Here is a 21,231-nt window from a genome sequence, read left to right as displayed (position 1 = left end):
GCCGAACCGGCGGTAGCGGATGCGGCGGGCAGCGTCGGGCTCGGATGCCGCCGGGCGTGCCATCGGTGCCGCACTGGGTAACGGCATGGCGCAGGACCGGGTCACGCAGCCCTCCGCCGGCCACGCGACGACTCGAGCCCGGCGATAGATGACCACCGCGAAGCCCGATGCCCGAAAACTGGCGAAACGATCCCGCCCAGACCGCTTCCGAACCCCCCGGTTTCAAGGGTTCCGGCCGCGGGCTCAGCCCAGATCGGCCCCGAGGGCGGGACGCACCAACTCGGCCGCGCGGGCAGCGATGGCGTCGCCCAGTTCGTCGGTGGTCGAGGTGCCACCGAGGTCCGGGGTGCGGACCTCCCCCGCGGCGAGCACGTCGCACACCGCTCGGTCCACCGCGGCCGCCGCGGCGGACTCGCCGAGATGATCCAGCAGCATCGCGCCCGCGAGGACCTGCGCGACGGGGTTCGCGATGCCCTGACCGGCGATGTCGGGCGCGCTGCCGTGCACGGCCTCGAACATCGAGGGGCCGGTGCGCTCGGGGTTGACGTTGCCCGACGGCGCCAAGCCGAGCCCGCCGGTCACCGCGGCGGCGAGGTCGGAGAGGATGTCGCCGAACAGGTTCGAGCCCACGATCACGTCCAGTCGGTCCGGGTGCAGCACGATTTCGGCGGCCAGCGCGTCGACGTGCATCTGCCGCGTCCGCACCTGGGGATACTCGGTCCCGACGCGTTCGAACACACTGTCCCAGTAGGGCATCGAATGGATGAGCCCGTTCGACTTGGTCGCCGAGCACAATCGCCCGGATCGTTCGGCGGCCCGCTCGAAGGCGTAGCGGATGATTCGCTCGCATCCGGTGCGGGTGAACACCGATTCCTGGAGCACGAATTCGTCGGGGCGGCCCTCGTTGTGGATGCCGCCGATCCGCGAGTACTCGCCCTCGGAGTTCTCCCGCACGATGAGGATGTCCAGATCGTCGGCGGTCCGGCCGCGCAGTGCCGATTCCGTGCCGGGCAGCAGGCGCACCGGGCGCAGGTTGACGTACTGACCGAAGGCGCGGCGCAGCGGGATCAGCAGGCCCCACAGCGAAACATGGTCGGGCACACCGGGAAAGCCGACAGCGCCGAGCAGGATCGCGTCGAAGCCCGCGAGCCGCTGCGCGCCGTCCGGCGGCATCATGGCGCCCGTGCGCACGTAGTTCTCGCACGACCAGTCGAATTCGGTCCATGCCAGACCGGGCAGCACGGCGTCGAGCACACGTACCGCCGCCGCGGTGACGTCGACTCCGATCCCGTCACCCGGGATGGTGGCGATGCGGTACTCGCTCACTGGCACTCCTTCACAGTCGCACTCCGATGTACTTGGTCTCCAGGAATTCGTCGATCCCGGTCAGCCCGCCCTCGCGTCCGAGCCCGGATTCCTTGACGCCGCCGAAGGGCGCGGCCGGATTCGACACCACGCCCTGGTTGAGCCCGACCATCCCGGTTTCCAGCGCCTCGCACACCCGCAGTCCGCGCCGGAGATTCTCGGTGAACACGTAGCTCACCAGCCCGTAGGGAGTGTCGTTGGCCCGGCGCACGGCTTCGTCCTCGGTGTCGAAGACGCCGATCGCGGCGACCGGTCCGAAGATCTCGGTGTGGCACAACTCGGCGTCGTCGGGGACGTCGACCAGGACGGTCGCGGGATAGAAAGTGCCCGGTCCGTCCCAGGCCGCCCCTCCGGTGAGCACCCCGGCTCCCCGGGCGCGGGCATCGTCGACCAAGCGCTGCACCTTGGCGACGGCCTCGGTATCGATCAGCGGGCCGACCACGACGTCCGGCTCGGTGCCCCGGCCCATCGGCAGGGCCGCCAGCCGCTCGGCGAGCCTGCGCGCGAAGACCTCGGCGACGCCGCGCTGAACCAGAATCCGATTGGCGGCGGTGCACGCCTGACCGATGTTGCGCATCTTCGCCGCCACCGTGCCCTCGACCGCCTCGTCGAGATCCGCGTCGTCGAAAACCAGCAGCGGCGCGTTGCCGCCCAGTTCCATCGAGGTGCGCATCACCGTCTGCGCGCACTGCGCGAGCAACTGCTTGCCGACCGCCGTCGAGCCGGTGAACGACAGCTTGCGCGAGCGGTCGTCGAGGATCAGCGGAGTCATCACCGCGGCGGGATCCGCCGTCGTGACGACGTTGACCACCCCGGCCGGCAACCCGGCGTCCGCCAGCACCTGAGCCAGCGCCAGCATCGAAAGCGGCGTCTGCTCCGCGGGTTTCACGACGCAGGTGCAGCCCGCGGCGAGCGCGGGCGCGATCTTGCGCGCGCCCATGGCGACGGGAAAGTTCCATGGCGTGATGAGCAGGCTCGGACCGACCGGCTGCCGGGCCACCAGAAAACGCGAGCCGCCGGTCGGCGCGGGCATGTACCCGCCGTCCAGGCGGACGGCTTCCTCGGCGAACCAGCGGAAGAACTCCGCGGCGTAGGCGATCTCACCGCGCGCCTCGGCCAGCGGCTTGCCCATTTCGAGGGTCGCGATCAGCCCGAGCCGGTCGGTGTCGGCCAGCAACGCGCGATGCACGCGCATCAGCAGATCGCTGCGCTCGCGCGGCGCGGTGGCTGCCCAGTCGGCCTGCGCCGCGCACGCCGCGTCCAGCGCCGCGCGACCTTCGTCCGGCGTCGCGTCGGCTACTTCGCACAGCAGTCCACCCGTCGACGGATCGAAGACCGGCAGCGTGCGGGTCGTCGCCCGCCACTGCCCCTGGACGAACAAACCGCGCGGCACCGTGTCGATCGCGGCGCGTTCGGGCGCGCTCAGCGCGCTTTCGGTGAGCATGGTCGGTGGCTCCTTTCGGCAGCGCGCAGCGTCCGGCCATTGCTGCGACCCGTGCGGCCATGTTATGCATATTGTCGACAATCCGACAATAGACAATGGCCCTCCATCTCACCCGCACCGGGAGGCGAACCACCATGACCGAGCTCTCGCCCATCCTGAAACAGGCCACTCCGGTGACCGTCGACCACGGCGCGGGGTGCTACCTCTACGGCACCGACGGACGCCGCTACCTGGACTTCACCGCCGGCATCGGCGTGACCAGCACCGGCCACTGCCATCCGAAAGTGGTCGCCGCCGCGCAGGCACAGGTGGCCTCGCTGATCCACGGCCAGTACACGACCGTGCTGCATCGGCCGCTGCTGGAGCTGACCGAACGGCTCGGCGCGGTGCTTCCGGAAGGACTGGACACGCTGTTCTTCGCGAACTCCGGCAGTGAGGCGGTCGAGGCCGCACTGCGACTGGTGCGCCAGGCCACCGGGCGGCCGAACGTCGTCGTCTTCCACGGCGGTTTCCACGGCCGCACCGTGGCCGCCGCGACCATGACCACCTCGGGCACTCGTTTCTCGGCCGGGTTCAGCCCGCTCATGCCGGGCGTGCACGTCGCGCCCTTCCCCACCGCCTACCGCTATGGCTGGAGCGAGCGGGAGGCCACCGCCTTCGCGCTGCGCGAACTCGACTACTTGTTCGCCACACTCACCTCGCCCGCCGAGACCGCCGCGTTCATCGTGGAGCCGGTGCTCGGTGAGGGCGGTTACGTCCCCGGCAACACCGAGTTCTTCCACGGGCTGCGCGAACGCGCCGACCGGCACGGCATCCTGCTGGTCTTCGACGAGATCCAGACCGGTTTCGGCCGCACCGGGAAGTTCTTCGGGCATCAGCACTTCGGCGTCCGGCCCGACGTGATCACCATCGCGAAGGGTCTGGCCAGCGGCTTTCCCCTGTCCGGCATCGCGGCGCCGCGCGAACTGATGGCGCGGGCGTGGCCGGGTTCGCAGGGCGGCACCTACGGTGGCAACGCGGTGGCGTGCGCGGCGGCGATCGCCACGCTCGACGTGATCGAATCCGAAGGGCTGGTGGACAACGCGGCCGCCCGAGGGGCACAACTGCTGCGCGGTATGCGCGAGAGCGCCACCAAGGCGATCGGCGACGTCCGCGGCCTCGGACTGCTCGTGGGCGCCGAGTTCACCACGGCCACCGGCGAGCCCGACACGGCCACCGCCGCGGCCGCCCAGCGCGCGGCGGTGGACAAGGGACTGCTGCTGTTGACCTGCGGCGCGCACATGAACGTGGTGCGGATGATTCCGCCGCTGATCGTGACCGATACTCAGATCGAGGACGCTCTGGCGATCTGGTCCGAGGTGCTCGCCGAGTTGTAGCGCGCACCCCACCCGTCCGCAGTGCCCGCCCGGCGGGCCCGATCAGGAAGCAGGACCGCATGGCCCGCTACATCACCATCACGCTCACCAAAGCCGCGGTGACCTGCCGCGCCCGTTTGCTGGACGAGGAAGCGCCGCAGACCTGCGCCGCGGTGTGGAACGCGCTGCCCCTGGAAGGCGACGCCTTCCACGCCAAGTACGCCCGCAACGAGGTGTACACCCTGCTCCCGCGCATCGGCGCGGCCCCGCATCGGGAGAATCCGACGGTCACGCCCATCCCCGGCGATGTGTGCCTGTTCGATTTCGAGCCGTGGGAGATCGGCAATCCGGCCTACGGCTACGAGCCCGGTTCCGCGGCCGAGCATGAGCGCGGGGCGACCGATCTCGCGCTGTTCTATGGCCGCAACAACCTGCTGATCAACGGCGACCTGGGGTGGGTGCCGGGCAATGTGTTCGCCACCATCGAGGAGGGGCTCGCCGAGATGGCCGCGGCCTGCAACACGCTGTGGTTGCACGGTGTGCAGGGCGAGACGCTCGCCTTCGCCCGCGCCTGAGCGACGGTGACGAGTGGCCCCGCGGTCTTCCGCGGGGCCATTCGCTTTCAGGAAGCCAGCACGAATTCGGCGTAGCGGGCTACCGCGAGGATCAGATCGTCGGAGTGGCGTGGGCCGATGATCTGCAACCCGACCGGTAGACCCGCGCGAGTCGTGCCCGCCGGGATACTGATCGCGGGTTGCTGGGTCATGTTGAACGGGTAGGTGAACGGCGTCCATTCGGGCCAGCTGCGCAGGCCGCTGCCCGGTGGCACGTCGTGTCCCGCTTCGAACGCGGGAATCGGCACCGTCGGAGTGATCAGGATGTCGTAGTCGTTGTGGAAGGCGCCCATGGTGATACCGATCTGGGCCGCGACGTTGCGCGCGTCGAGATACTCGACGGCGGTGACGGTTTCACCGCGCTCCCAGACCGCGCGCAGGCCCGGATCCACCCGTTCGCGCGTACCTTCCGGGTACCCGGACAGCATGGTGGCCGCGCCGGCCGCCCACAGCAGCTCGAACGCCTCGCGCGGATCGGCGAATCCGGGATCGGCGGCGCTCACCCGGAGTTCGGCGTCGGCCAGCCGGGTCACCGCCGCTACCACGATCGCGGCAACCTCGGGGTCGACCGTGGCGTAGCCGAGCGCAGGTGAGTACGCCACGCGCAATCCCCGCACGTCGCGTTGCATTTCGGCGCGGAAGGCGGCGAGCGTGGGAGCCAGTGCGGTGGGATCGCGCGGATCCGGTAGCGACAGGATGTCCATCAGCAGCGCCGCGTCCTCGACGGTGCGCGTCATCGGTCCCGCATGCGCCAGCGGACCGAACGGGCTGGCCGGGAACAGCGGAATGCGGCCGTAGGTGGGCTTGAAGCCGACGATGCCGCAGAAGGCGGCCGGAATGCGCACGCTGCCACCGCCGTCCGTGCCCACCGACACCGGGCCCATGCCCGCGGCGACGGCCGCGGCGCTGCCGCCGGAGGAGCCGCCCGCGGTGGTGGACGGGTCGGCCGGATTCCGCGTGACACCCGCCAGCGGACTGTCGGTGACCGCCTTCCACGCGATCTCCGGAGTGGTGGTCTTGCCGAGGAAGACCATGCCGTCCTCGCGCAGCCGCGCGGCCACCGGACTGTCCACCAGCCACGGTCCCGCCGGGTCGATGGACGTGGAGCCGCGCCGGGTTGGCCAGCCCTCGGTCAGGAAGACGTCCTTGATCGAGATCGGCACGCCGTCGAGCAGCCCTCTGGCATGACCGGACTGCCAGCGCGCCTCGGAGTCCTTCGCCTGCACCAGGGCGCGATCGGGATCGACCAGACAGAAGGCGTTGAGCGCGCCGTCGCGATCGGCGATCGCGCGCAGGATCGCCTCGGTCGCCTCGACGGGCGACAGCGCGCCCGCCGCGTAGGCCGAGACCAGCTCGACCGCGGTCATGGCGGTCGGGTCGGTGGGTTGGTTCTTGTCGGGGTAGCTCATGGATGGGCTCCTTCAGCCGGGCACGTACCCCAGCCTTTTGTCGACCACGTTGTCCAGCGGACGTCCGGCGATCCAGTTGTCGAAGTTCTCGGTGAACGCGTCGACGATCTCGGTGCGCCATCCGATGAAGTCACCGGAGTTGTGCGGGGTGATCCGGACGTTCGGCAGTTCCCACAGAGGGTGATCGGCGGGGAGCGGCTCGGGGTCCACCACATCGAGCGCCGCCGCGGCGATCGATCCGGTGCGCAGCGCGGCGACGAGATCGTCGGTCACAACGAGTTCCCCGCGGCCGACGTTGACAAACCTGGCGTGCGGCTTCATCGCGGCGAAGGCGGCGGCGTCGAACATGTTCCTGGTCCGCTCGGTGAGCGGAGCGATCGCGACGACGTAATCGGCGCGGGCCAGTTCGGCGTGCAGATCGGTGGTGACCTCGCCGAAATCCGGGTCCGCCGCGCGCTCCCGCCTGCCGACGGCGCGCACGGTCATGCCGACCGCGCGCAGCAATCGGGCGATATGACGCCCGATCGAGCCGGTGCCCACGATCAGCGCCGTCGACCCCGCGACCCGTTCGGATTCCCGATGCCGCCACTCGTGCCGTTGTTGCAGCAGCAACGAACCGGACAGGTCCTTGGCGAAACCGAGAATCTGCCCGAGCACGTACTCGGCGATCGCGGCGTCGAAGACGCCTCTGGTGTTGGTCACGACCACGTCACTCGCCCGCAGTTCGGGAAACATCGCCGGATCGACGCCGGTGGATCCCATGTGCACCCAGCGCAGCCGGTCGGCGGCATACCAGGCGCCGGGCAGCGCCCGGGTGCGAAAGTCGTAGACGAACAAGATCTCCGCTCCGCGCAGGGCGTTCGCCAACCCGGGCGCCTCGGTGTACCGGATGGTGGCGCGGCCTGCTACTCGGTCCATTCGTTCGTCGTCGGGCACACTGTCACTGTGCAGGACGACGACAATCGGGCCCTGTTCCACATTGACACACTAAGATCACATCGTATGATTGTCAACAATCCGATCGTGTTCGGAGGTCGTCCCGGCTGAGCGCGAGAGGGGCCGTAGTGGATTTGAGCTTTCCCGACCTCGAGGGGCCCGTTGCACAACGGGGTATCGGGATCATCGCACCGTTCGACCTCGCCCTCGAACGAGAGCTCTGGCGCTGGGCGCCTCTGGAGGTGAGTCTGCACCTGGCCCGTACCCCCTACGAACCGGTTCCGGTGTCGCTGGAGATGGCCGAATTGGTCTCCGACGCGGCGCATCTCACCGCGGCCACCCGCAACGTCCTGCACGTGGAACCCGAAGTCGTGGCCTACCTGTGCACATCGGGCAGTTTCATCAAAGGCCTCGCCTACGAGAAGTCGTTGCGCGACACCATCTGCCGTGCCGGGGCGCTGGACGCGGTCACCACCTCAGGAGCGTTGCTCGAAGCGATCCGCCATCTGGACCTCACCCGGATCTCGGTACTGACCCCGTACGACGAGATCCTCACCCACCGGCTGCACGAGTTCCTCGCCGAAGCCGGCTGCACGGTGGTCCGCTCCGATCACCTCGGGCTCGGCGGCGGCATCTGGAAGGTCAGCTATCGCACGATCGCCGAACGCATCGTCGGCGCCGACGACCCCGGGGCCCAGGCCGTCTTCGTCAGCTGTACCAACCTGCCCACGTACGACGTGATCGAGCCGCTGGAGAAAGCCCTCGGCAAGCCGGTGCTCACCGCCAACCAACTCACCATGTGGGCATGTCTCGGCCGGATGAAGCTCCCGATGATGGGCCCGGGCAAGTGGCTGCTCAACGTTTTCTGAAGGAAGAACATCACATGCACGCACCCACCGTCGGTTTCATCTACCCCGACCACGCGGCCGAGGACGACTACCCGCTCGCGGCGGCAGCGCTCGGCGCGCACCTTCCGGTGGCCCACATCTACGGCACCGATCTGCACGCCGTCCCCGAACTGCTCGAACTGGGCAGCCCGGAGAAATTGCGCCTCGGCGCCTCGCTGCTCGCCCGGCACCGCCCCGACGCGATCGTCTGGGCCTGCACGTCGGGCAGTTTCGTCTACGGACCCGAGGGCGCGCGCGATCAGGTGCGCGCGCTGGCCGAGGTCGCGGGCGTCCCGGCGACAAGCACCAGCATCGCGTTCGCCGACGCCGTGCACACGCTGGGACTGCGCACCGTCGCGGTCGCCGCCAGCTATCCCGACGAGGTCGCCCGGCTGTTCGTGGAGTTCCTCGCCGACGCGCGCATCGACGTCGTCTCGATGTCCAGCGCGGGGATCGACACCGCCGCTGAGGTCGGCACCCTCACCCCGGCCCAGGTGCTGCGGCTGGCGGCGGACAACGACCATCCCGACGCGGAGGCGCTGCTCATCCCCGACACCGCGATGCACACCGTGGCGGTGCTGCCGGACCTGGAGGCTACGCTGGGCAAACCGGTGCTGACGGCCAATCAGGTCACGATCTGGGCAGGGCTGCGGCTGGCCGGCGCCGAGCCGGTCGTTCCCGGATTCGGGACCTTGTTCGCGGAAAGGCAGATCGATGTCCGTCGTTGATTTCGAGCCGGTGAACCGGCAGTCGACCGCGGAGATGATCGCAGATCGGCTCCGCGAGGCGATCATGCGCGGCAGTCTCGCGCCAGGGTCGCAGCTCGGCGAGGCCGACCTCGCGGCGCGGTTCGCGGTCTCGCGCGGGCCGGTGCGCGAGGCGATGCAGCGCTTGGTGTCCGAGGGTCTGCTGCGCAGCATCCGCCACCGCGGCATCTTCGTCATCGAACTGAGCCTCGACGACGTCGTCGACATCTACCGGGCCAGGACGGCACTGGAGGGCGGCGCGCTGGAGCTGATCCTGGACGGTCGCCGCCCCATCGCCTACGAGGCGCTCGGTCCCAGCGTCGAGGAGATGATCGCGTGCGCCGAACGCGGCGACGCGGTCGGCGTGTCGGAGGCCGACCAGGCCTTCCACGAGGCGCTGGTGGAGAGTGCGGCCAGTCCGCGGCTGGTACGCGCGGCTCGCACCTTGCTGATCGAGACGCGCATGTGCTTGGGCGCCTTGCAGACGACCTATCCGGACCTGCGGGAACAGTCCCGCGAACACATCGGCCTGCGCGACGCGATCGGCGCGGGCGACCCCGCGCGCGCCCGCGCTCTGCTCGTCGAGCACATGGACGACGCCGTGCAACGCCTCCGGCACCAGATCGGCTCTTGAGCGCCGGCTCACCGCGACAAGAAGTCCAGCAGCACGCGGATCACCTTCGCCGCCGCTACCCGGCCACGGCCGCCGCAGGCGGCTTTCCCACCCCGGCGGCGCCGCCGACCAGCGCCGCGCCACCGACCAGGACCGCGGCCATCGCCGCAACGGTTCGCATCATCGACCAACTCCTGACCGCGAGGTGGTCGACCATTGTCGCCCGGGATCAGAGATTGGCGGGGCGGACGACCATCACCGAGGACGCGCGATTACCGGATTCCCGGAGCAGGGCGATAGCGCGGCCTTCCGGATCGATGGCGGCGTAGACACCGGCCATTCCGGCCGGAGCCAGCCAGCGTCCGTTGCGCAGGTCGTCGGCCTGCTTGTCATCGATGTCGCGGCGCGGGAACGCCGTTCGCACCGCGGCATCGATATCGAGGCTCAGTGGCGGCACGCCGGACTCAGCGGAGGCGGCCAGATCGTCCAAGGTGCGTGCATGCTCGAGCGTGAACGGCCCGACGCCGGTGCGGCGCAACGCGGTCAAGTGGCCGCCGACGCCGAGCCCGGCGCCCAGGTCTCTGGCCAGCGCGCGCACGTAGGTGCCCGAGGAACATTCGACCACCACGTCCAGGTCGACGAAATCGCCGACATCGCGCCGCGCGAGCACGTCGAACCGCGACACCGTGACCGGGCGGGCGGCCAACTGCACGTCCTCGCCCGCACGGTGGCGGGCATAGGCACGTTCGCCGTTCACCTTGATCGCGCTGACGGTGGCGGGCACCTGCTCGATGTTCCCGGTCAGTTCGGCTGTGCGCGTGGCGATGTCGGCGTCGGCGAGATGACCGGCCCGTGTCGTGGCCAGCACCTCGCCCTCGGCGTCGTCGGTGCTGGTCGCCTGCCCCAGCCGGATGGTCGCGGTGTACGCCTTGGTGGTCAGGGTGAGCAGGCCGAGCAGTTTGGTCGCGCGTTCCACGCCGAGCACCAGCACACCGGTCGCCATCGGATCGAGCGTGCCCGCGTGGCCGATCTTCTTGGTGCGCAGCAGCTTCCGGCATTTCGCCACGACGTCGTGACTGGTCCAGCCACCGGCCTTATCGATGACGAGCAGCCCGCCGAGTCCGTCCATCAGACGTGCGCGATCGCGGTCAGGATGTACCCGTCGGTGATCAGCCAACGGCCGTCGAACGCGATCAGCGGCGTGCCGCCGTCGGTGGTCTGCCCCGGCACCAGCAGTTCGGTATGGAAGCTGCCGCGCCCGGAAGCGGCGGAGCTGTCCTCGATCTCGAACGTGATGTGCGCGTCCTCGAAGCCGAGCCAGCGCAGCGTCAGCGGGAACCACGCCTTATAGGTGGCCTCTTTGGCGCAGAACAGCAACCGGTCCAGGTGCAATTCGGACTCGGTGGTCTTCAGCCATTCCCGCTCCGGCGGCAGACTCACCGAGTCCAGTACGCCGTCCGGCAGGGTGGCGTGCGGCTCGGCGTCGATGCCGATGGAACGGAACCGCAGTTTGTGACCGAGCGCGGCGGCCTGGTAGCCGTCGCAGTGGGTCAGGCTGCCGACGATTCCGCGCGGCCACACCGGAGCGCCGCGCTCGCCCTTGCCGATCGCGACCGGCTGCTCACCGAGTTGCGTGAGCGCCAGGCGGGCGCAATGCCGCGCGCCGATGAAGTCACGGCGCCGCTTCTCCACCGACTTGGCGATGAGATGCTCCTCCGCCGGATGCGGCCGCAGATCCTCCGGGTACGCCAGCAACTCGGCCGAGGCCACACCCGCGGGCAGAATGTTCTCGATCATCACCGACGAGCGTAGTCGAGCCGCACCGGGTGGGATCGCAGCGCCATGTGCGTGGGACTACGCCAGCCCGCGCCGCTGCTGCGCTTTGCTGCGCATCTCCGCGGCGGCGGCTTCCATCTCGGGAGTCACCTGGAAGTGTCCGCCCCACTTGTTCAGCGTGCCCGGCGGATACTGCGGGGTCGGCAGGATCTGGCGCAGCAATCGCTCGGGCAGGCCGCGGCGCTGCCACTCGCGCGGGTAGCCGAGCGAGACCTCCTCGAATCGGACGCCGTCGTAGTGCGAGGTCCGCGGGATGTGCAGGTGACCGTAGACCGAGCAGACCACGTTGTAGCGGGTGTGCCAGTCCGCGGTGAGTTCGGTGCCGCACCACAGCGCGAACTCCGGGTAGAACAGCACGTCGGTCGGCTGCCGCACCAGCGGGAAATGGTTGATCAGGACGACCGGGGTGCCCGGGGCGAGCGCGTCGAGCTTGCGCTTGGTCACCTGCACCCGGGCATGGCACCACGCGTCCCTGGTCAGGTACGGATCCGGCGAGAGCAGGAATTCGTCGGTGGCCACCACGTTGCGCTCACGCGCGATCGCCAGACCCTCCGCTTTGGTGGTGGCTCCTTCCGGCAGGAACGAGTAGTCGTACAACAGGAACATCGGAACCAGCGTGACCGCTCCGCCGTGCTCTTCCGCGCCCGCGCCCTGCCACACCGGAAACGGATCCTCCGGCGTCAACACATCCAGGTCGCGGCAGATCGACACCAGGTAGTCGTAGCGTGCCACCCCGACCATCTGCACCGGGTCCTTCGCCGTCGTCCACAGCTCGTGATTGCCCGGCACCCAGATCACCTTGGCGAACCGGCGGCGCAGCAGCTCCAGCGCCCACCGGATGTCCTCGGTCTTCTCCCCCACGTCGCCGGCCACGATGAGCCAGTCCTCCGGCGAGTCCGCCTTGATCTGCTCGACGACCGGCCGATTCCCCTGGTGCCCGACATGAATGTCGCTCACCGCCATCAACTTGGGTATCACCACACCTACCTTGGCACATCGTTTCGGATTCGCGCGCACCGGCCGAGCCGGGTGTCGCTCACCTCGGTACTTCGGCGCCGACCAGGGCCCAGCGGCCCGACAGCGCCCGCCCCGCGACGGCGATCAGCCGCAACAGCATGAACGCGGCGAGGCCGGACCAGATTCCGGCGACGCCCCAGTCGAAGGCCAGCGACAACCAGATAGCGGGCAGGAAGCCGAGCAGGGCCGCTCCGAGCGTGGTGGTGCGCAGGTAGGCCGCGTCACCGGCTCCGAGCAGGATGCCGTCGAGCGCGAAGACGATGCCCGCCACCGGAATGAGCGCGACGAAGAACCACCACACCACGTGCGCGCGCTCCAGCACGTCCGGGTCATCGGTGAACAGCGCGGGGATCGCCACCGCCCCCGCCGCGAAGCAGGCGGCGAGCCCCAGGCTGAAGATCTCCGACCAGCGGGTCACGCGCCGGGCGATCCCTCGGGCGCCGGTGGCATCACCCGCGCCCAGAGCCGCGCCCGTGAGCGTCTGCGCGGCGATGGCCAGCGCGTCCAAGGCGAGCGCCAGGAAGTTCCACAGTTGCAGCACCAACTGGTGGGCCGCTACCGACGCGGCGCCGAAACGCGCGGCGACGGCAGCCGCCGAGACGAAGCACGCCTGGAAGGCGAAACTGCGGACGATCAGGTCGCGTCCGAGGACGAGCTGGGCACGCATCACCGACCAATGCGGGGCGAGGGAAACCTCCTCGCGGATCAGCGCGTTCAGGAACAGGACCGCGGTGACGATCTGACCCGCCACGTTCGCCGCGGCCGAGCCCGGCAGACCCAGGCGCGGTGCGCCGAACAGTCCGTGCACCAGCGCCGGGCAGAGCACCGCCGACACCCCGAGTCCGGCGACGACGTAGACCAACGGCCTGCGCGTCTCCTGGACGCCACGCAGCCACCCGTTCCCCGCCATGGAGATCAGGATCAGCGGCACGCCGAACAGCGCGATCCGCACCCAGTCCAGCGCCTGCGCCGCGATGTCACCACCGCCCGCGATGGCGCTGGTCACCGGCACGGCGAACGCTTGGACCAGCAGCAGGATCGCGACGCCGACGGCCACCGCGATCCACGTGGCCTGCACGCCCTCGGCGACGGCTCCTTGATGGTCGCCCGCGCCGTGACGGCGCGCCGAGCGCGCGGTGGTGCCATAGGACAGGAAGGTCAGCTGCGAACTCGTCTGCGCGAGGATCAACCCGCCCACGGCGAGCCCGGCCAGCGCGAGCGCGCCGAGCCTGCCGACCACGGCCAAGTCGAACAACAGGTAGATCGGTTCGGCGACCAGTACACCGAGGGTGGGCACCGCGAGGCCGAGAATGCGTTTGGGCCCGGCGGCGGCGGCCCGGTCGATAGTTTCCGGCTCGCTCGCGCGCAGGACCGGGTCACCGATATCCGCCCCACTACAACCCTGCGCGCTCACGAACACCTCCCCCGCATGTCGTCCTTCGAGACCACCGTCGTTGCGATCCGGCTCCCACCTTGGCACGGCCCACCGACAAACTCGGCGGCGTCCGGCTCCGGTCGCGGAGAGGGTCGCATCACCGGTGATTCCGGATGTGTGGCACGACGCCGAACCAGGCTCGGATGGCGAGGCGGGCGAACCGGCTCGACTTCCAGCGCCACTCGACAGGCAAACGCCCGCAGGGCACCGGGCACGAACGCGGGGCGCCCCGCACACGCCGAGAGTGCGCCGCATCCGCACACCGCCCCGGTCGATCCGTCGACCCGTCCGGACGACGAATTCGGCCTCAGCACTCGAAAACCCGACGGACCGGGACGTTTTGGTGAGAGCCGACCCGGCATTCGCCGATGATCGAACACGATCATCCGAGCGCGGTCAGCAGCGCGCCGATCAGGTCCTCGGGCGCGCCGTGTGCGGTGTACCCGGCCGCGAAGCGATGCCCACCACCACCCAGTGTCGTGGCCACCTCTGCGACGTCCACCCCGTCGCCCGCACACGCTCCGCTGTCCCGTGAGCGCAGCGATACCGTCCACCGATCCGGCACCACACGAGATTGCTTGAACACCGCGGCGATTCCCGCTTCGGCGGTCGTGCGCACGATATCTATGACGCTCTCGACTTCCTCCGAACGCACGTCGTCGATGTCGTCGCGCCGCACGAACGCGTACACCAATCCGACGCCGCCGCGCGCCTCCGGGACGAGCTGCGCCGTCCCGAGCACCCGCGCCAACATGGGCAGCCATCCGAACGGGTGCGTGTCCATCAAGGTGCGGGCGATATGCGCGCCGTCGATTCCGGTGGCCAGCAGCCGCTCCGCCAGTTCGTGGGTACCCGGCCGCACCCACCGGAACGAGCCCGTGTCGGTGACCAGACCGGCATACAGGCAATGCGCCACGTCCGCATCGATCGGCACACCCCACGCGTCGAGCAGTCGCGCGATCAGGCTCGTGGTGGACTCCGCGGCGGGATCGACCACGTTGATCGCTCCGAACCGCGTGTTCGACCGATGGTGATCGATCACCAGTGTCGTTGCGGCATCGGACAATCGGTCGGCGAGCGCACCGAGCCTGCCCGCGCTGCCGCAGTCGACCGCGACCAGCAGGTCGACCTCGGCGCGCACTGCGGCGGGCGCCACCAGGTGCCTTACGCCGGGCAGCGACCGCATCGATACGGGCAATTCCGCCGGCTCGGCGAACGACACCTGCACCGGGACGCCGCGCCGGTGCAGCACCAGCGCCAGCGCCAGACCACTTCCTATGGTGTCCGCATCGGGCTGCACATGGCAGACGATGGTCACCGAGCGCGCGGCGTCGAGCGCCGCCACGGCCGTGTCCAAGCCGGCCGTTTCTCGCATCGTCGTCATCGACTACCGCATGTCACTCGTCGGCGTCGCGTTCGATCTTGTATGGGTCGGCGTCGCCCGCGGGCCTGGCGGTGGCGGCCACCTTGGCGACCTCGTCGTCCGCGGCCCGCGCCCTGGCGAGCAGTTCCTCCATCTGCCGTGCCGCGTCGGGCACGGTGTCCAGTACGAATGCCAGCGTCGGGGTGAACTTCACCCCGGTTCCCGCGCCCACCTTGGAGCGCAGAACTCCCTTGGCCTTCTCCAGTCCGGCCGCCGCACCGTCGTAATCCGGTTCGGCGTCGAGGGTTTCACCCATCACGGTGTAGTACACCGTCGCCTCCCGGAGATCGCCGGTGACCTTGGCGTCGGTCACGGTCACGAAACGCAGCCGCGGGTCCTTCACCTCGTATTCGATCGCGGTCGCGACGATCGAGGAGATCCGCTTGGCGAGTCGGCGTGCCCTGGCTTGATCCACCATGGCCGTTTCCTCCTCACTATCAACTCTGTTCGATGGCGGTCGGAGCGTGCTCGCGGCCGCCACCCGAGTTCCGTCGCTGCGCCGCGGTCAGTCCTCGGGCCCGAAGATTCGGCGGCGCACCGCCAGCAACTGTAACTCCGGACGGGCCGCGACGTGCCGTTCACATTTGTCCAGCACCTCGGTCAGATGATCCATGCCCGCACTGACCATGGCCACGCCCAGCAGCGAACGACGGTATAGATCGTGTTCCCCGCCTTCGGCGGCACTCACACCGAAACGCTGCAATTCGGCCAGGATAGGCCGGATCACCGAGCGCTTCTGTTTCAGTGAATGCACATCGCCGAGCAGCAGGTCGAACTCCAGTGCACCCAGGTACACCCACACCCTCCCCAGTCAGGAAGACCCGCCGGGCGCCGCGCACTTCGCGCGGCGCCCGGACTCGTCTCGGTCTATCAGTCGCGCGGCTTCTCGCGCAGTTCGTAGGCCTCGATGATGTCGCCTTCCTTGATGTCGGAGTAGGTGACCGTCATACCGCATTCGAAGCCCTCGCGGACCTCGGTGACGTCGTCCTTCTCCCGGCGCAGCGACGAGATCGACATCGTCTCGGCGATCACCACGTTGTCCCGGAGCAGGCGCGCCTTGGCGTTGCGCTTGACCGAGCCCGACGTGACCATGCAACCGGCGATGTTGCCGATCTTCGACGAACGGAAGATCGCCCTGATCTCGGCCCGCCCCAGCTCGACCTCTTCGTAGATCGGCTTGAGCATGCCCTTGAGGGCCTTCTCGATCTCGTCGATGGCCTGGTAGATCACCGAGTAGTACCGGATGTCGACGCCCTCACGGTTGGCCAGCTCGGTCGCTTTGCCCTCGGCGCGGACGTTGAATCCGATGATGATCGCGTTCGACGCCGAAGCGAGGTTGACGTTGGTCTCGGTGACGCCACCGACGCCGCGGTCGATCACCCGCAGCCGCACCTCGTCGCCCACCTGAATCCCGAGCAGCGCCTCTTCGAGGGCCTCGACCGTACCCGAGTTGTCGCCCTTGAGGATCAGGTTCAGCTCGCTGGTTTCCTTCAGCGCGGCATCCAGATCTTCCAGGCTGATCCGCTTGCGGCTGCGTGCGGCCAGCGCATTGCGCTTGCGCGCGTTGCGCCGATCGGCGATCTGCCGGGCGATCCGGTCCTCGTCGACCACGAGCAGGTTGTCACCCGCGCCGGGCACCGACGTGAAGCCGATGACCTGAACCGGCCGCGACGGCAGCGCCGCCTCGACGTCGTCGCCGTGCTCGTCGACCATCCGGCGCACCCGGCCGTAGGCGTCTCCCGCCACGATCGAGTCGCCGACCCGCAGGGTGCCGCGCTGGATGAGCACGGTCGCCACCGGGCCGCGGCCACGGTCGAGGTGCGCCTCGATGGCCACACCCTGCGCGTCCATGTCCGGGTTGGCCCGCAGGTCCAGCGCCGCGTCCGCGGTCAGCAGGACCGCCTCGAGCAGCGCATCGATGTTGATGTTCTGCCTGGCGGAGATGTCGACGAACATGGTCTCGCCGCCGTATTCCTCGGCGACCAGGCCGTACTCGGTGAGCTGCTGACGCACCTTCTGCGGGTTGGCGCCTTCCTTGTCGATCTTGTTGACCGCCACGACGATCGGCACGTCGGCCGCTTGCGCGTGGTTGATCGCCTCCACCGTCTGCGGCATGACGCCGTCGTCGGCGGCGACCACCAGGATCGCGATGTCGGTGGCCTTCGCACCACGGGCGCGCATGGCGGTGAACGCCTCGTGACCCGGGGTGTCGATGAAGGTGATCAGCCGGTCCTCGTCGCCGAGGTGGGTGAGCACCTGGTAGGCGCCGATGTGCTGGGTGATGCCGCCTGCCTCGCCCTCGCGGACGTTCGCCTTGCGGATGGTGTCCAGCAAGCGGGTCTTACCGTGGTCGACGTGACCCATGACGGTCACCACCGGCGGACGCTGTTCGAGGTCTTCCTCGCCGCCCTCGTCCTCGCCGTAGGTGAGGTCGAACGACTCCAGCAGCTCGCGGTCCTCGTCCTCGGGGCTGACCACGTGGACGACGTAGTTCATCTCGCTGCCCAGCAGCTCGAGGGTCTCGTCGTTCACCGACTGGGTCGCGGTGACCATCTCACCGAGGTTGAACAGGGCCTGCACCAGCGCGGCCGGGTTCGCATCGATCTTCTCGGCGAAGTCCGACAGCGACGCGCCGCGAGCGAGCCGGATGATCTCGCCGTTGCCGCGCGGCAGCCGCACGCCGCCGACGGCGGGCGCCTGCATCGAGTCGTACTCTTGCCGCTTCTGCCGCTTCGACTTGCGGCCACGCCGGGGCGCGCCACCGGGACGGCCGAACGCGCCTGCCGCACCACCGCGGCCACCGGGACCGCCAGGACGACCGCCGCCGCCACCGCCGCCACCGGGACGACCGCGGAAGCCACCGGCCGCACCACCGGCACCGGGCGCACCCGCACCCGCACCGGGAGCGCCGCCACCGCCACCGCGGTAGCCACCGCCACCGCCGCCACCGGGACGACCGGCACCGGCGCCACCGGGACGACCGGGACGACCCGCACCGGGGCCTCCGGCGCCGCCGGGACGCGCCGCACGCGACGGCATCGCGCCGGGATTCGGACGAGGCGGCATCGAGCCGGGGCTCGGCCGCGGGCCGCCGGGACGCGGACCACCAGGGCCGGGCGCCGGACGCGGGCCACCCTGAGCGGGGCCGGGACGCGGACCACCCTGGGACGGACCGGGACGCGGACCACCCTGAGCGGGGCCGGGACGCGGACCACCCTGGGACGGACCGGGACGCGGACCACCCTGACCGGGGGCCGGACGCGGCGCGGGACGCTCGGGAGCCGAGGAATAGGGGTTGTTACCGACACGCGGGGTCTTCGGCCCAGGACGCGGGCCGGGAGCCGCGCCACCCGGGCGATGTCCACCCTGGCCGGGGCCGCCGGGACGCTGCTGCTGCCCGGGGCGCGCGCCGCCCGGCGTCGGACGCGGACCGGCCGGGGCGGGCGCGGAACTCGCGCTCGCGCCCGAAGCCGCGGCGGCCTGCGGGTTGATCGATTCCCGGGCGGCGGGCTTGGGCGCCGGGGACGGTCCGGGACGCGCGGCGGGGCCCGGCTTCACGGCCGGGGATTCACCGGTACGCGCGGCCGGGGCCGCGGTCTCCTGCGCGGTGGGCGCCGGAGTGGGCGCCGACGGACGGGGACCTGGACGCGGGCCTCCGCCCGCGGGCTTGGGGGCCGGACGACCGGACGGTCCGGGGCGTGCACCCGGCTTGTTGCCGTTGGACGGGGCGGATTTCGCCGCGAACGACTCACGCAGCCGGCGGGCGACGGGAGCTTCCACCGTCGAGGACGCCGACTTCACGAACTCGCCCTGCTCCTTGAGCGTTGCGAGTAGTTCCTTGCTCGTGACACCGAGTTCTTTTGCCAACTCGTGCACGCGGGCCTTGCCTGCCACTGCTCTCCTCACTGAGAGGCCGAGCAGCGCCACCGTTGGGGACGGCGGCCCGCACGACCTCGGGTTATCTCCGATGGACGTTCATCGTTGGTACTTCACGGTGTGCTCATGAGTGCTCGTGCCTGTTCTCGAGGTAATGCTCCAGGGCTGAGATATCCAGATGTCCGGACACTCGTAGTGCTCTGCCGATCGCTCGGCGCCGCTCTGCCGCGCGCAGACAAGCCGAAAGGGGGTGCAGCCAGGCACCCCGTCCGGGAAGTCTGCGCCGCGGATCGGGAACGATCTCGATGACGTGGGAGCCGTCTCCGGTCTCACGGTCCCGAGCCACGATCCGCAACAGATCGACGGCCAGCTCGCGCTTCCGGCACCCGATACACGTCCGTACCGGAGCCGCTCGGCGCCGGGGCGCCTGGTGCTGCTCGGTGGTGCGGTCGGGCATGGAAACCGAAGACTCGGACTGAACCTTGGACCACTCTACCGCTGCCACGCTCGGAACGCCGAACCCCTCCCCCGCGGAAGTTACGAACCTGTCATCCCGAGCACTCCGCGGGCGGGCTCCGGTCAACTGCGATGCGCCTCCGTCCGAACGGATCCGCCCATGTCGGGCGCGGCGTCGCTGCGGATATCGATGCGCCAGCCGGTCAGCCGCGCGGCCAGGCGGGCGTTCTGTCCCTCCTTGCCGATCGCCAGGGAAAGCTGGAAATCGGGGACCACTACGCGGGCCGCCCTTGCCTCCGGGTCGACGATAGTGACCGAAACCACTTTCGACGGAGAGAGCGCATTGCCGACGAAGGTCGCCGGATCGTCGGCGTAGTCGATGATGTCGATCTTCTCGCCGGCCAGTTCGCTCATCACGTTGCGCACGCGCTGTCCCATGGGCCCGATACAGGCGCCCTTGGCGTTGACGCCGGGCACCGTGGTGCGCACGGCGATCTTGGATCGGTGCCCCGCCTCGCGCGCCACGGCGACGATCTCCACCGAGCCGTCGGCGATCTCCGGCACCTCCAGCGCGAACAGGCGCCGCACCAGATTCGGGTGGGTGCGCGACAGCGTGATCTGCGGTCCACGCGGCCCACGGGAGACCCCGACGACGTAGCACTTGATCCGGTCGCCGTGCTCGTAGGTCTCGCCGGGCACCTGCTCGGCGGGCGGGATCAAGCCCTCCGCGCCGTGCAGTTCGCTGCCGATGCGCACCACGATGGTGCCGCGGGCGTTGGCGCGCGCGTCGCGCTGCACCACACCGCCGACGATGTCGCCCTCGTGGGTGGAGAACTCGCCGAAGGACTTCTCGTTCTCCGCGTCGCGCAGCCGCTGCAGTACGACCTGCCTGGCGGTGGTCGCCGCGATCCGGCCGAACCCCTCCGGGGTGTCGTCCCATTCGGAGATCACGTTGCCGTCGGCGTCCACCTCGCGCGCCATCACCCGGACCACGCCGGTCCTCTGGTTGATGTCGATGCGCGCGTTGGGCTGGTGGCCCTCGGTGTGGCGGTACGCGGTGAGCAGCGCCGACTCGATCGCGGAGATCACGGTCTCGATCGAGATCCCCTTGTCGGCGACGATCGCGCGCAGGGCTTCGATTTCGATGTTCATTCCACGATCCCTTCGGTCGGCGAATCGGACGCTGTTACGGATTCGGACAGTGCATTCGGTGTTCCTCGGAGCTGCGCGGCGTCCTCGACCGCCACCGCGTCGTCCGCACCCGGAGCGGGCCGCCCCGGAACGACTCCGCCCGTGAGTTCCAGCTCTCGAGCACTCGGCGGGGAGAACTCGACTTGGACTACGGCCGTGGCGATGTCGGCGAGCGGGACCGTCACCCGGTGCGGGTCGCGTTTGCCGCCGAGCACCAGCGCCACCGAATCACCGGTGAGCGCGCCGACCCTGGCCTCGAAGGTCGCCGACCCCTCCGGCGGCTGTGCGCCTTCGCGTAGTCGCACGCGCACCTTCCGCCCGCGCGCCCGACGCCAGTGCCGGTCGGCGGTCAACGGGCGGTCGATCCCGGGGGTCGTGACTTCCAGCAGGTAGGGCGTCTCGCCGAACTCCCCCGCGTCGTCCAGCAGCGCCGACAGCTCCGTACTCAGAGTCGCCAGGGAGTCCAGATCGGAGGTGTCGCGGTCCACGGTCACCTGCACCCGAGCCTGCGCGTCCACGCGCGTGCCCGCCGTCGAGATCTCGACGCCCTCGAGATCGAATCCTCGGCGTTCGACGAGACCAGCTACTAGCTGGCTCACCCTTTCCTCGGTCGGCATCGGCATGTGGG

General features: G+C 69.8%; 20 protein-coding genes and 1 pseudogene. 5 read left to right on the top strand and 16 right to left on the bottom strand.

Features of this window, described 5'->3' with window-relative positions:
• Positions 1–243 precede the first annotated feature (243 nt).
• Together ACL03I_RS03695 and ACL03I_RS03690 are read right to left on the bottom strand one after the other, a co-directional pair.
• Positions 244–1,326, bottom strand: a complete 1,083-nt coding sequence (locus tag ACL03I_RS03695; RefSeq protein WP_355070120.1) for a tartrate dehydrogenase — start codon at positions 1,324–1,326, stop codon at positions 244–246.
• Between the two features lie 10 nt (positions 1,327–1,336).
• On the bottom strand, positions 1,337–2,809 hold the full coding sequence (locus ACL03I_RS03690; protein ID WP_412805142.1) for an NAD-dependent succinate-semialdehyde dehydrogenase: 1,473 nt from the start codon (positions 2,807–2,809) through the stop codon (positions 1,337–1,339).
• Between the two features lie 134 nt (positions 2,810–2,943).
• Between ACL03I_RS03690 and ACL03I_RS03685 the strand changes: the two genes are divergently transcribed.
• Both ACL03I_RS03685 and ACL03I_RS03680 read left to right on the top strand, forming a co-directional pair.
• Positions 2,944–4,185 (top strand): aspartate aminotransferase family protein, encoded by a 1,242-nt coding sequence (locus ACL03I_RS03685; protein WP_355070116.1) that lies wholly within the window; start codon positions 2,944–2,946, stop codon positions 4,183–4,185.
• Positions 4,186–4,244: 59 nt separating this feature from the next.
• Entirely contained in the window at positions 4,245–4,739 is a 495-nt protein-coding gene (locus ACL03I_RS03680; RefSeq protein ID WP_355070114.1) for a DUF3830 family protein, read from the top strand.
• Positions 4,740–4,786: 47 nt separating this feature from the next.
• Here ACL03I_RS03680 and ACL03I_RS03675 read toward each other — a convergent pair whose 3' ends face one another.
• The gene (locus tag ACL03I_RS03675; protein WP_412805141.1) at positions 4,787–6,187 is read right to left on the bottom strand and encodes an amidase; all 1,401 of its coding nucleotides are present in this window, start codon (positions 6,185–6,187) and stop codon (positions 4,787–4,789) included.
• A gap of 12 nt (positions 6,188–6,199) precedes the next feature.
• Positions 6,200–7,165 carry a D-2-hydroxyacid dehydrogenase gene (locus ACL03I_RS03670; protein WP_412805140.1) on the bottom strand — a complete coding sequence of 322 codons (966 nt, stop codon included), beginning with the start codon at positions 7,163–7,165 and terminating at the stop codon, positions 6,200–6,202.
• A gap of 86 nt (positions 7,166–7,251) precedes the next feature.
• On the opposite strand from ACL03I_RS03670, the gene ACL03I_RS03665 reads away from it, so the two are divergent.
• The 3 genes from ACL03I_RS03665 to ACL03I_RS03655 are packed head-to-tail and all read left to right on the top strand — an operon-like array spanning position 7,252 to position 9,390.
• The gene (locus tag ACL03I_RS03665; protein WP_355070108.1) at positions 7,252–7,992 is read left to right on the top strand and encodes a maleate cis-trans isomerase family protein; all 741 of its coding nucleotides are present in this window, start codon (positions 7,252–7,254) and stop codon (positions 7,990–7,992) included.
• Positions 7,993–8,006: 14 nt separating this feature from the next.
• Positions 8,007–8,738 carry a maleate cis-trans isomerase family protein gene (locus ACL03I_RS03660; protein ID WP_355070106.1) on the top strand — a complete coding sequence of 244 codons (732 nt, stop codon included), beginning with the start codon at positions 8,007–8,009 and terminating at the stop codon, positions 8,736–8,738.
• Positions 8,725–9,390 (top strand): GntR family transcriptional regulator, encoded by a 666-nt coding sequence (locus ACL03I_RS03655; RefSeq protein WP_355070104.1) that lies wholly within the window; start codon positions 8,725–8,727, stop codon positions 9,388–9,390. Before ACL03I_RS03660 ends, ACL03I_RS03655 begins: the two co-directional genes overlap by 14 nt.
• Before the next feature lie 208 nt (positions 9,391–9,598).
• Here ACL03I_RS03655 and truB read toward each other — a convergent pair whose 3' ends face one another.
• From truB to rimP, 12 genes and pseudogenes are all read right to left on the bottom strand, one after another.
• A complete protein-coding gene (truB, locus tag ACL03I_RS03650) occupies positions 9,599–10,498 on the bottom strand; it encodes a tRNA pseudouridine(55) synthase TruB (RefSeq protein ID WP_412805139.1) in 900 nt (299 codons plus the stop codon).
• The gene (npt, locus tag ACL03I_RS03645; RefSeq protein ID WP_355070100.1) at positions 10,498–11,166 is read right to left on the bottom strand and encodes a 4'-phosphopantetheinyl transferase Npt; all 669 of its coding nucleotides are present in this window, start codon (positions 11,164–11,166) and stop codon (positions 10,498–10,500) included. The genes truB and npt overlap by 1 nt, the downstream gene beginning before the upstream one ends.
• 57 nt (positions 11,167–11,223) lie before the next feature.
• Complete coding sequence (locus ACL03I_RS03640; protein WP_355070098.1) at positions 11,224–12,183, bottom strand: metallophosphoesterase family protein; 960 nt, start codon at positions 12,181–12,183, stop codon at positions 11,224–11,226.
• Between the two features lie 58 nt (positions 12,184–12,241).
• On the bottom strand, positions 12,242–13,567 hold the full coding sequence (locus ACL03I_RS03635; protein WP_412805203.1) for an MATE family efflux transporter: 1,326 nt from the start codon (positions 13,565–13,567) through the stop codon (positions 12,242–12,244).
• Between the two features lie 472 nt (positions 13,568–14,039).
• The gene (locus ACL03I_RS03630; RefSeq protein ID WP_412805138.1) at positions 14,040–15,041 is read right to left on the bottom strand and encodes a DHH family phosphoesterase; all 1,002 of its coding nucleotides are present in this window, start codon (positions 15,039–15,041) and stop codon (positions 14,040–14,042) included.
• 13 nt (positions 15,042–15,054) lie between these two features.
• On the bottom strand, positions 15,055–15,498 hold the full coding sequence (gene rbfA / locus ACL03I_RS03625; RefSeq protein WP_355070094.1) for a 30S ribosome-binding factor RbfA: 444 nt from the start codon (positions 15,496–15,498) through the stop codon (positions 15,055–15,057).
• 87 nt (positions 15,499–15,585) lie between these two features.
• A complete protein-coding gene (locus ACL03I_RS03620; RefSeq protein WP_067810001.1) occupies positions 15,586–15,876 on the bottom strand; it encodes a DUF503 domain-containing protein in 291 nt (96 codons plus the stop codon).
• A 74-nt stretch (positions 15,877–15,950) separates the two neighbouring features.
• Positions 15,951–18,860 carry a translation initiation factor IF-2 gene (infB, locus tag ACL03I_RS03615; protein WP_459561381.1) on the bottom strand — a complete coding sequence of 970 codons (2,910 nt, stop codon included), beginning with the start codon at positions 18,858–18,860 and terminating at the stop codon, positions 15,951–15,953.
• Between the two features lie 18 nt (positions 18,861–18,878).
• Positions 18,879–18,956: pseudogene (locus ACL03I_RS03610) on the bottom strand (translation initiation factor IF-2 N-terminal domain-containing protein); the annotation flags it as partial.
• A 124-nt stretch (positions 18,957–19,080) separates the two neighbouring features.
• Complete coding sequence (locus ACL03I_RS03605; RefSeq protein ID WP_355070089.1) at positions 19,081–19,413, bottom strand: YlxR family protein; 333 nt, start codon at positions 19,411–19,413, stop codon at positions 19,081–19,083.
• Between the two features lie 122 nt (positions 19,414–19,535).
• Complete coding sequence (gene nusA / locus ACL03I_RS03600) at positions 19,536–20,564, bottom strand: transcription termination factor NusA (RefSeq protein WP_355070087.1); 1,029 nt, start codon at positions 20,562–20,564, stop codon at positions 19,536–19,538.
• Complete coding sequence (gene rimP / locus ACL03I_RS03595; protein WP_355070085.1) at positions 20,561–21,226, bottom strand: ribosome maturation factor RimP; 666 nt, start codon at positions 21,224–21,226, stop codon at positions 20,561–20,563. Before rimP ends, nusA begins: the two co-directional genes overlap by 4 nt.
• Between the last annotated feature and the right edge of the window lie 5 nt (positions 21,227–21,231).

This window comes from Nocardia sichangensis (genome assembly GCF_047200615.1).
Lineage (GTDB): Bacteria > Actinomycetota > Actinomycetes > Mycobacteriales > Mycobacteriaceae > Nocardia > Nocardia sichangensis.
This window is presented reverse-complemented; position numbering and strand designations above follow the sequence as displayed.

Coding starts and splice junctions, on each gene's coding strand:
- ACL03I_RS03630 (WP_412805138.1), bottom strand. CDS start 15,041: ATGACGACGATGCGAGAAACGGCCGGCTTGGACACGGCCGTGGCGGCG.
- truB (WP_412805139.1), bottom strand. CDS start 10,498: ATGGACGGACTCGGCGGGCTGCTCGTCATCGATAAGGCCGGTGGCTGG.
- ACL03I_RS03690 (WP_412805142.1), bottom strand. CDS start 2,809: ATGCTCACCGAAAGCGCGCTGAGCGCGCCCGAACGCGCCGCGATCGAC.
- ACL03I_RS03685 (WP_355070116.1), top strand. CDS start 2,944: ATGACCGAGCTCTCGCCCATCCTGAAACAGGCCACTCCGGTGACCGTC.
- rimP (WP_355070085.1), bottom strand. CDS start 21,226: ATGCCGATGCCGACCGAGGAAAGGGTGAGCCAGCTAGTAGCTGGTCTC.
- ACL03I_RS03675 (WP_412805141.1), bottom strand. CDS start 6,187: ATGAGCTACCCCGACAAGAACCAACCCACCGACCCGACCGCCATGACC.
- ACL03I_RS03680 (WP_355070114.1), top strand. CDS start 4,245: ATGGCCCGCTACATCACCATCACGCTCACCAAAGCCGCGGTGACCTGC.
- ACL03I_RS03605 (WP_355070089.1), bottom strand. CDS start 19,413: ATGCCCGACCGCACCACCGAGCAGCACCAGGCGCCCCGGCGCCGAGCG.
- rbfA (WP_355070094.1), bottom strand. CDS start 15,498: ATGGTGGATCAAGCCAGGGCACGCCGACTCGCCAAGCGGATCTCCTCG.
- nusA (WP_355070087.1), bottom strand. CDS start 20,564: ATGAACATCGAAATCGAAGCCCTGCGCGCGATCGTCGCCGACAAGGGG.
- ACL03I_RS03660 (WP_355070106.1), top strand. CDS start 8,007: ATGCACGCACCCACCGTCGGTTTCATCTACCCCGACCACGCGGCCGAG.
- npt (WP_355070100.1), bottom strand. CDS start 11,166: ATGATCGAGAACATTCTGCCCGCGGGTGTGGCCTCGGCCGAGTTGCTG.
- ACL03I_RS03655 (WP_355070104.1), top strand. CDS start 8,725: ATGTCCGTCGTTGATTTCGAGCCGGTGAACCGGCAGTCGACCGCGGAG.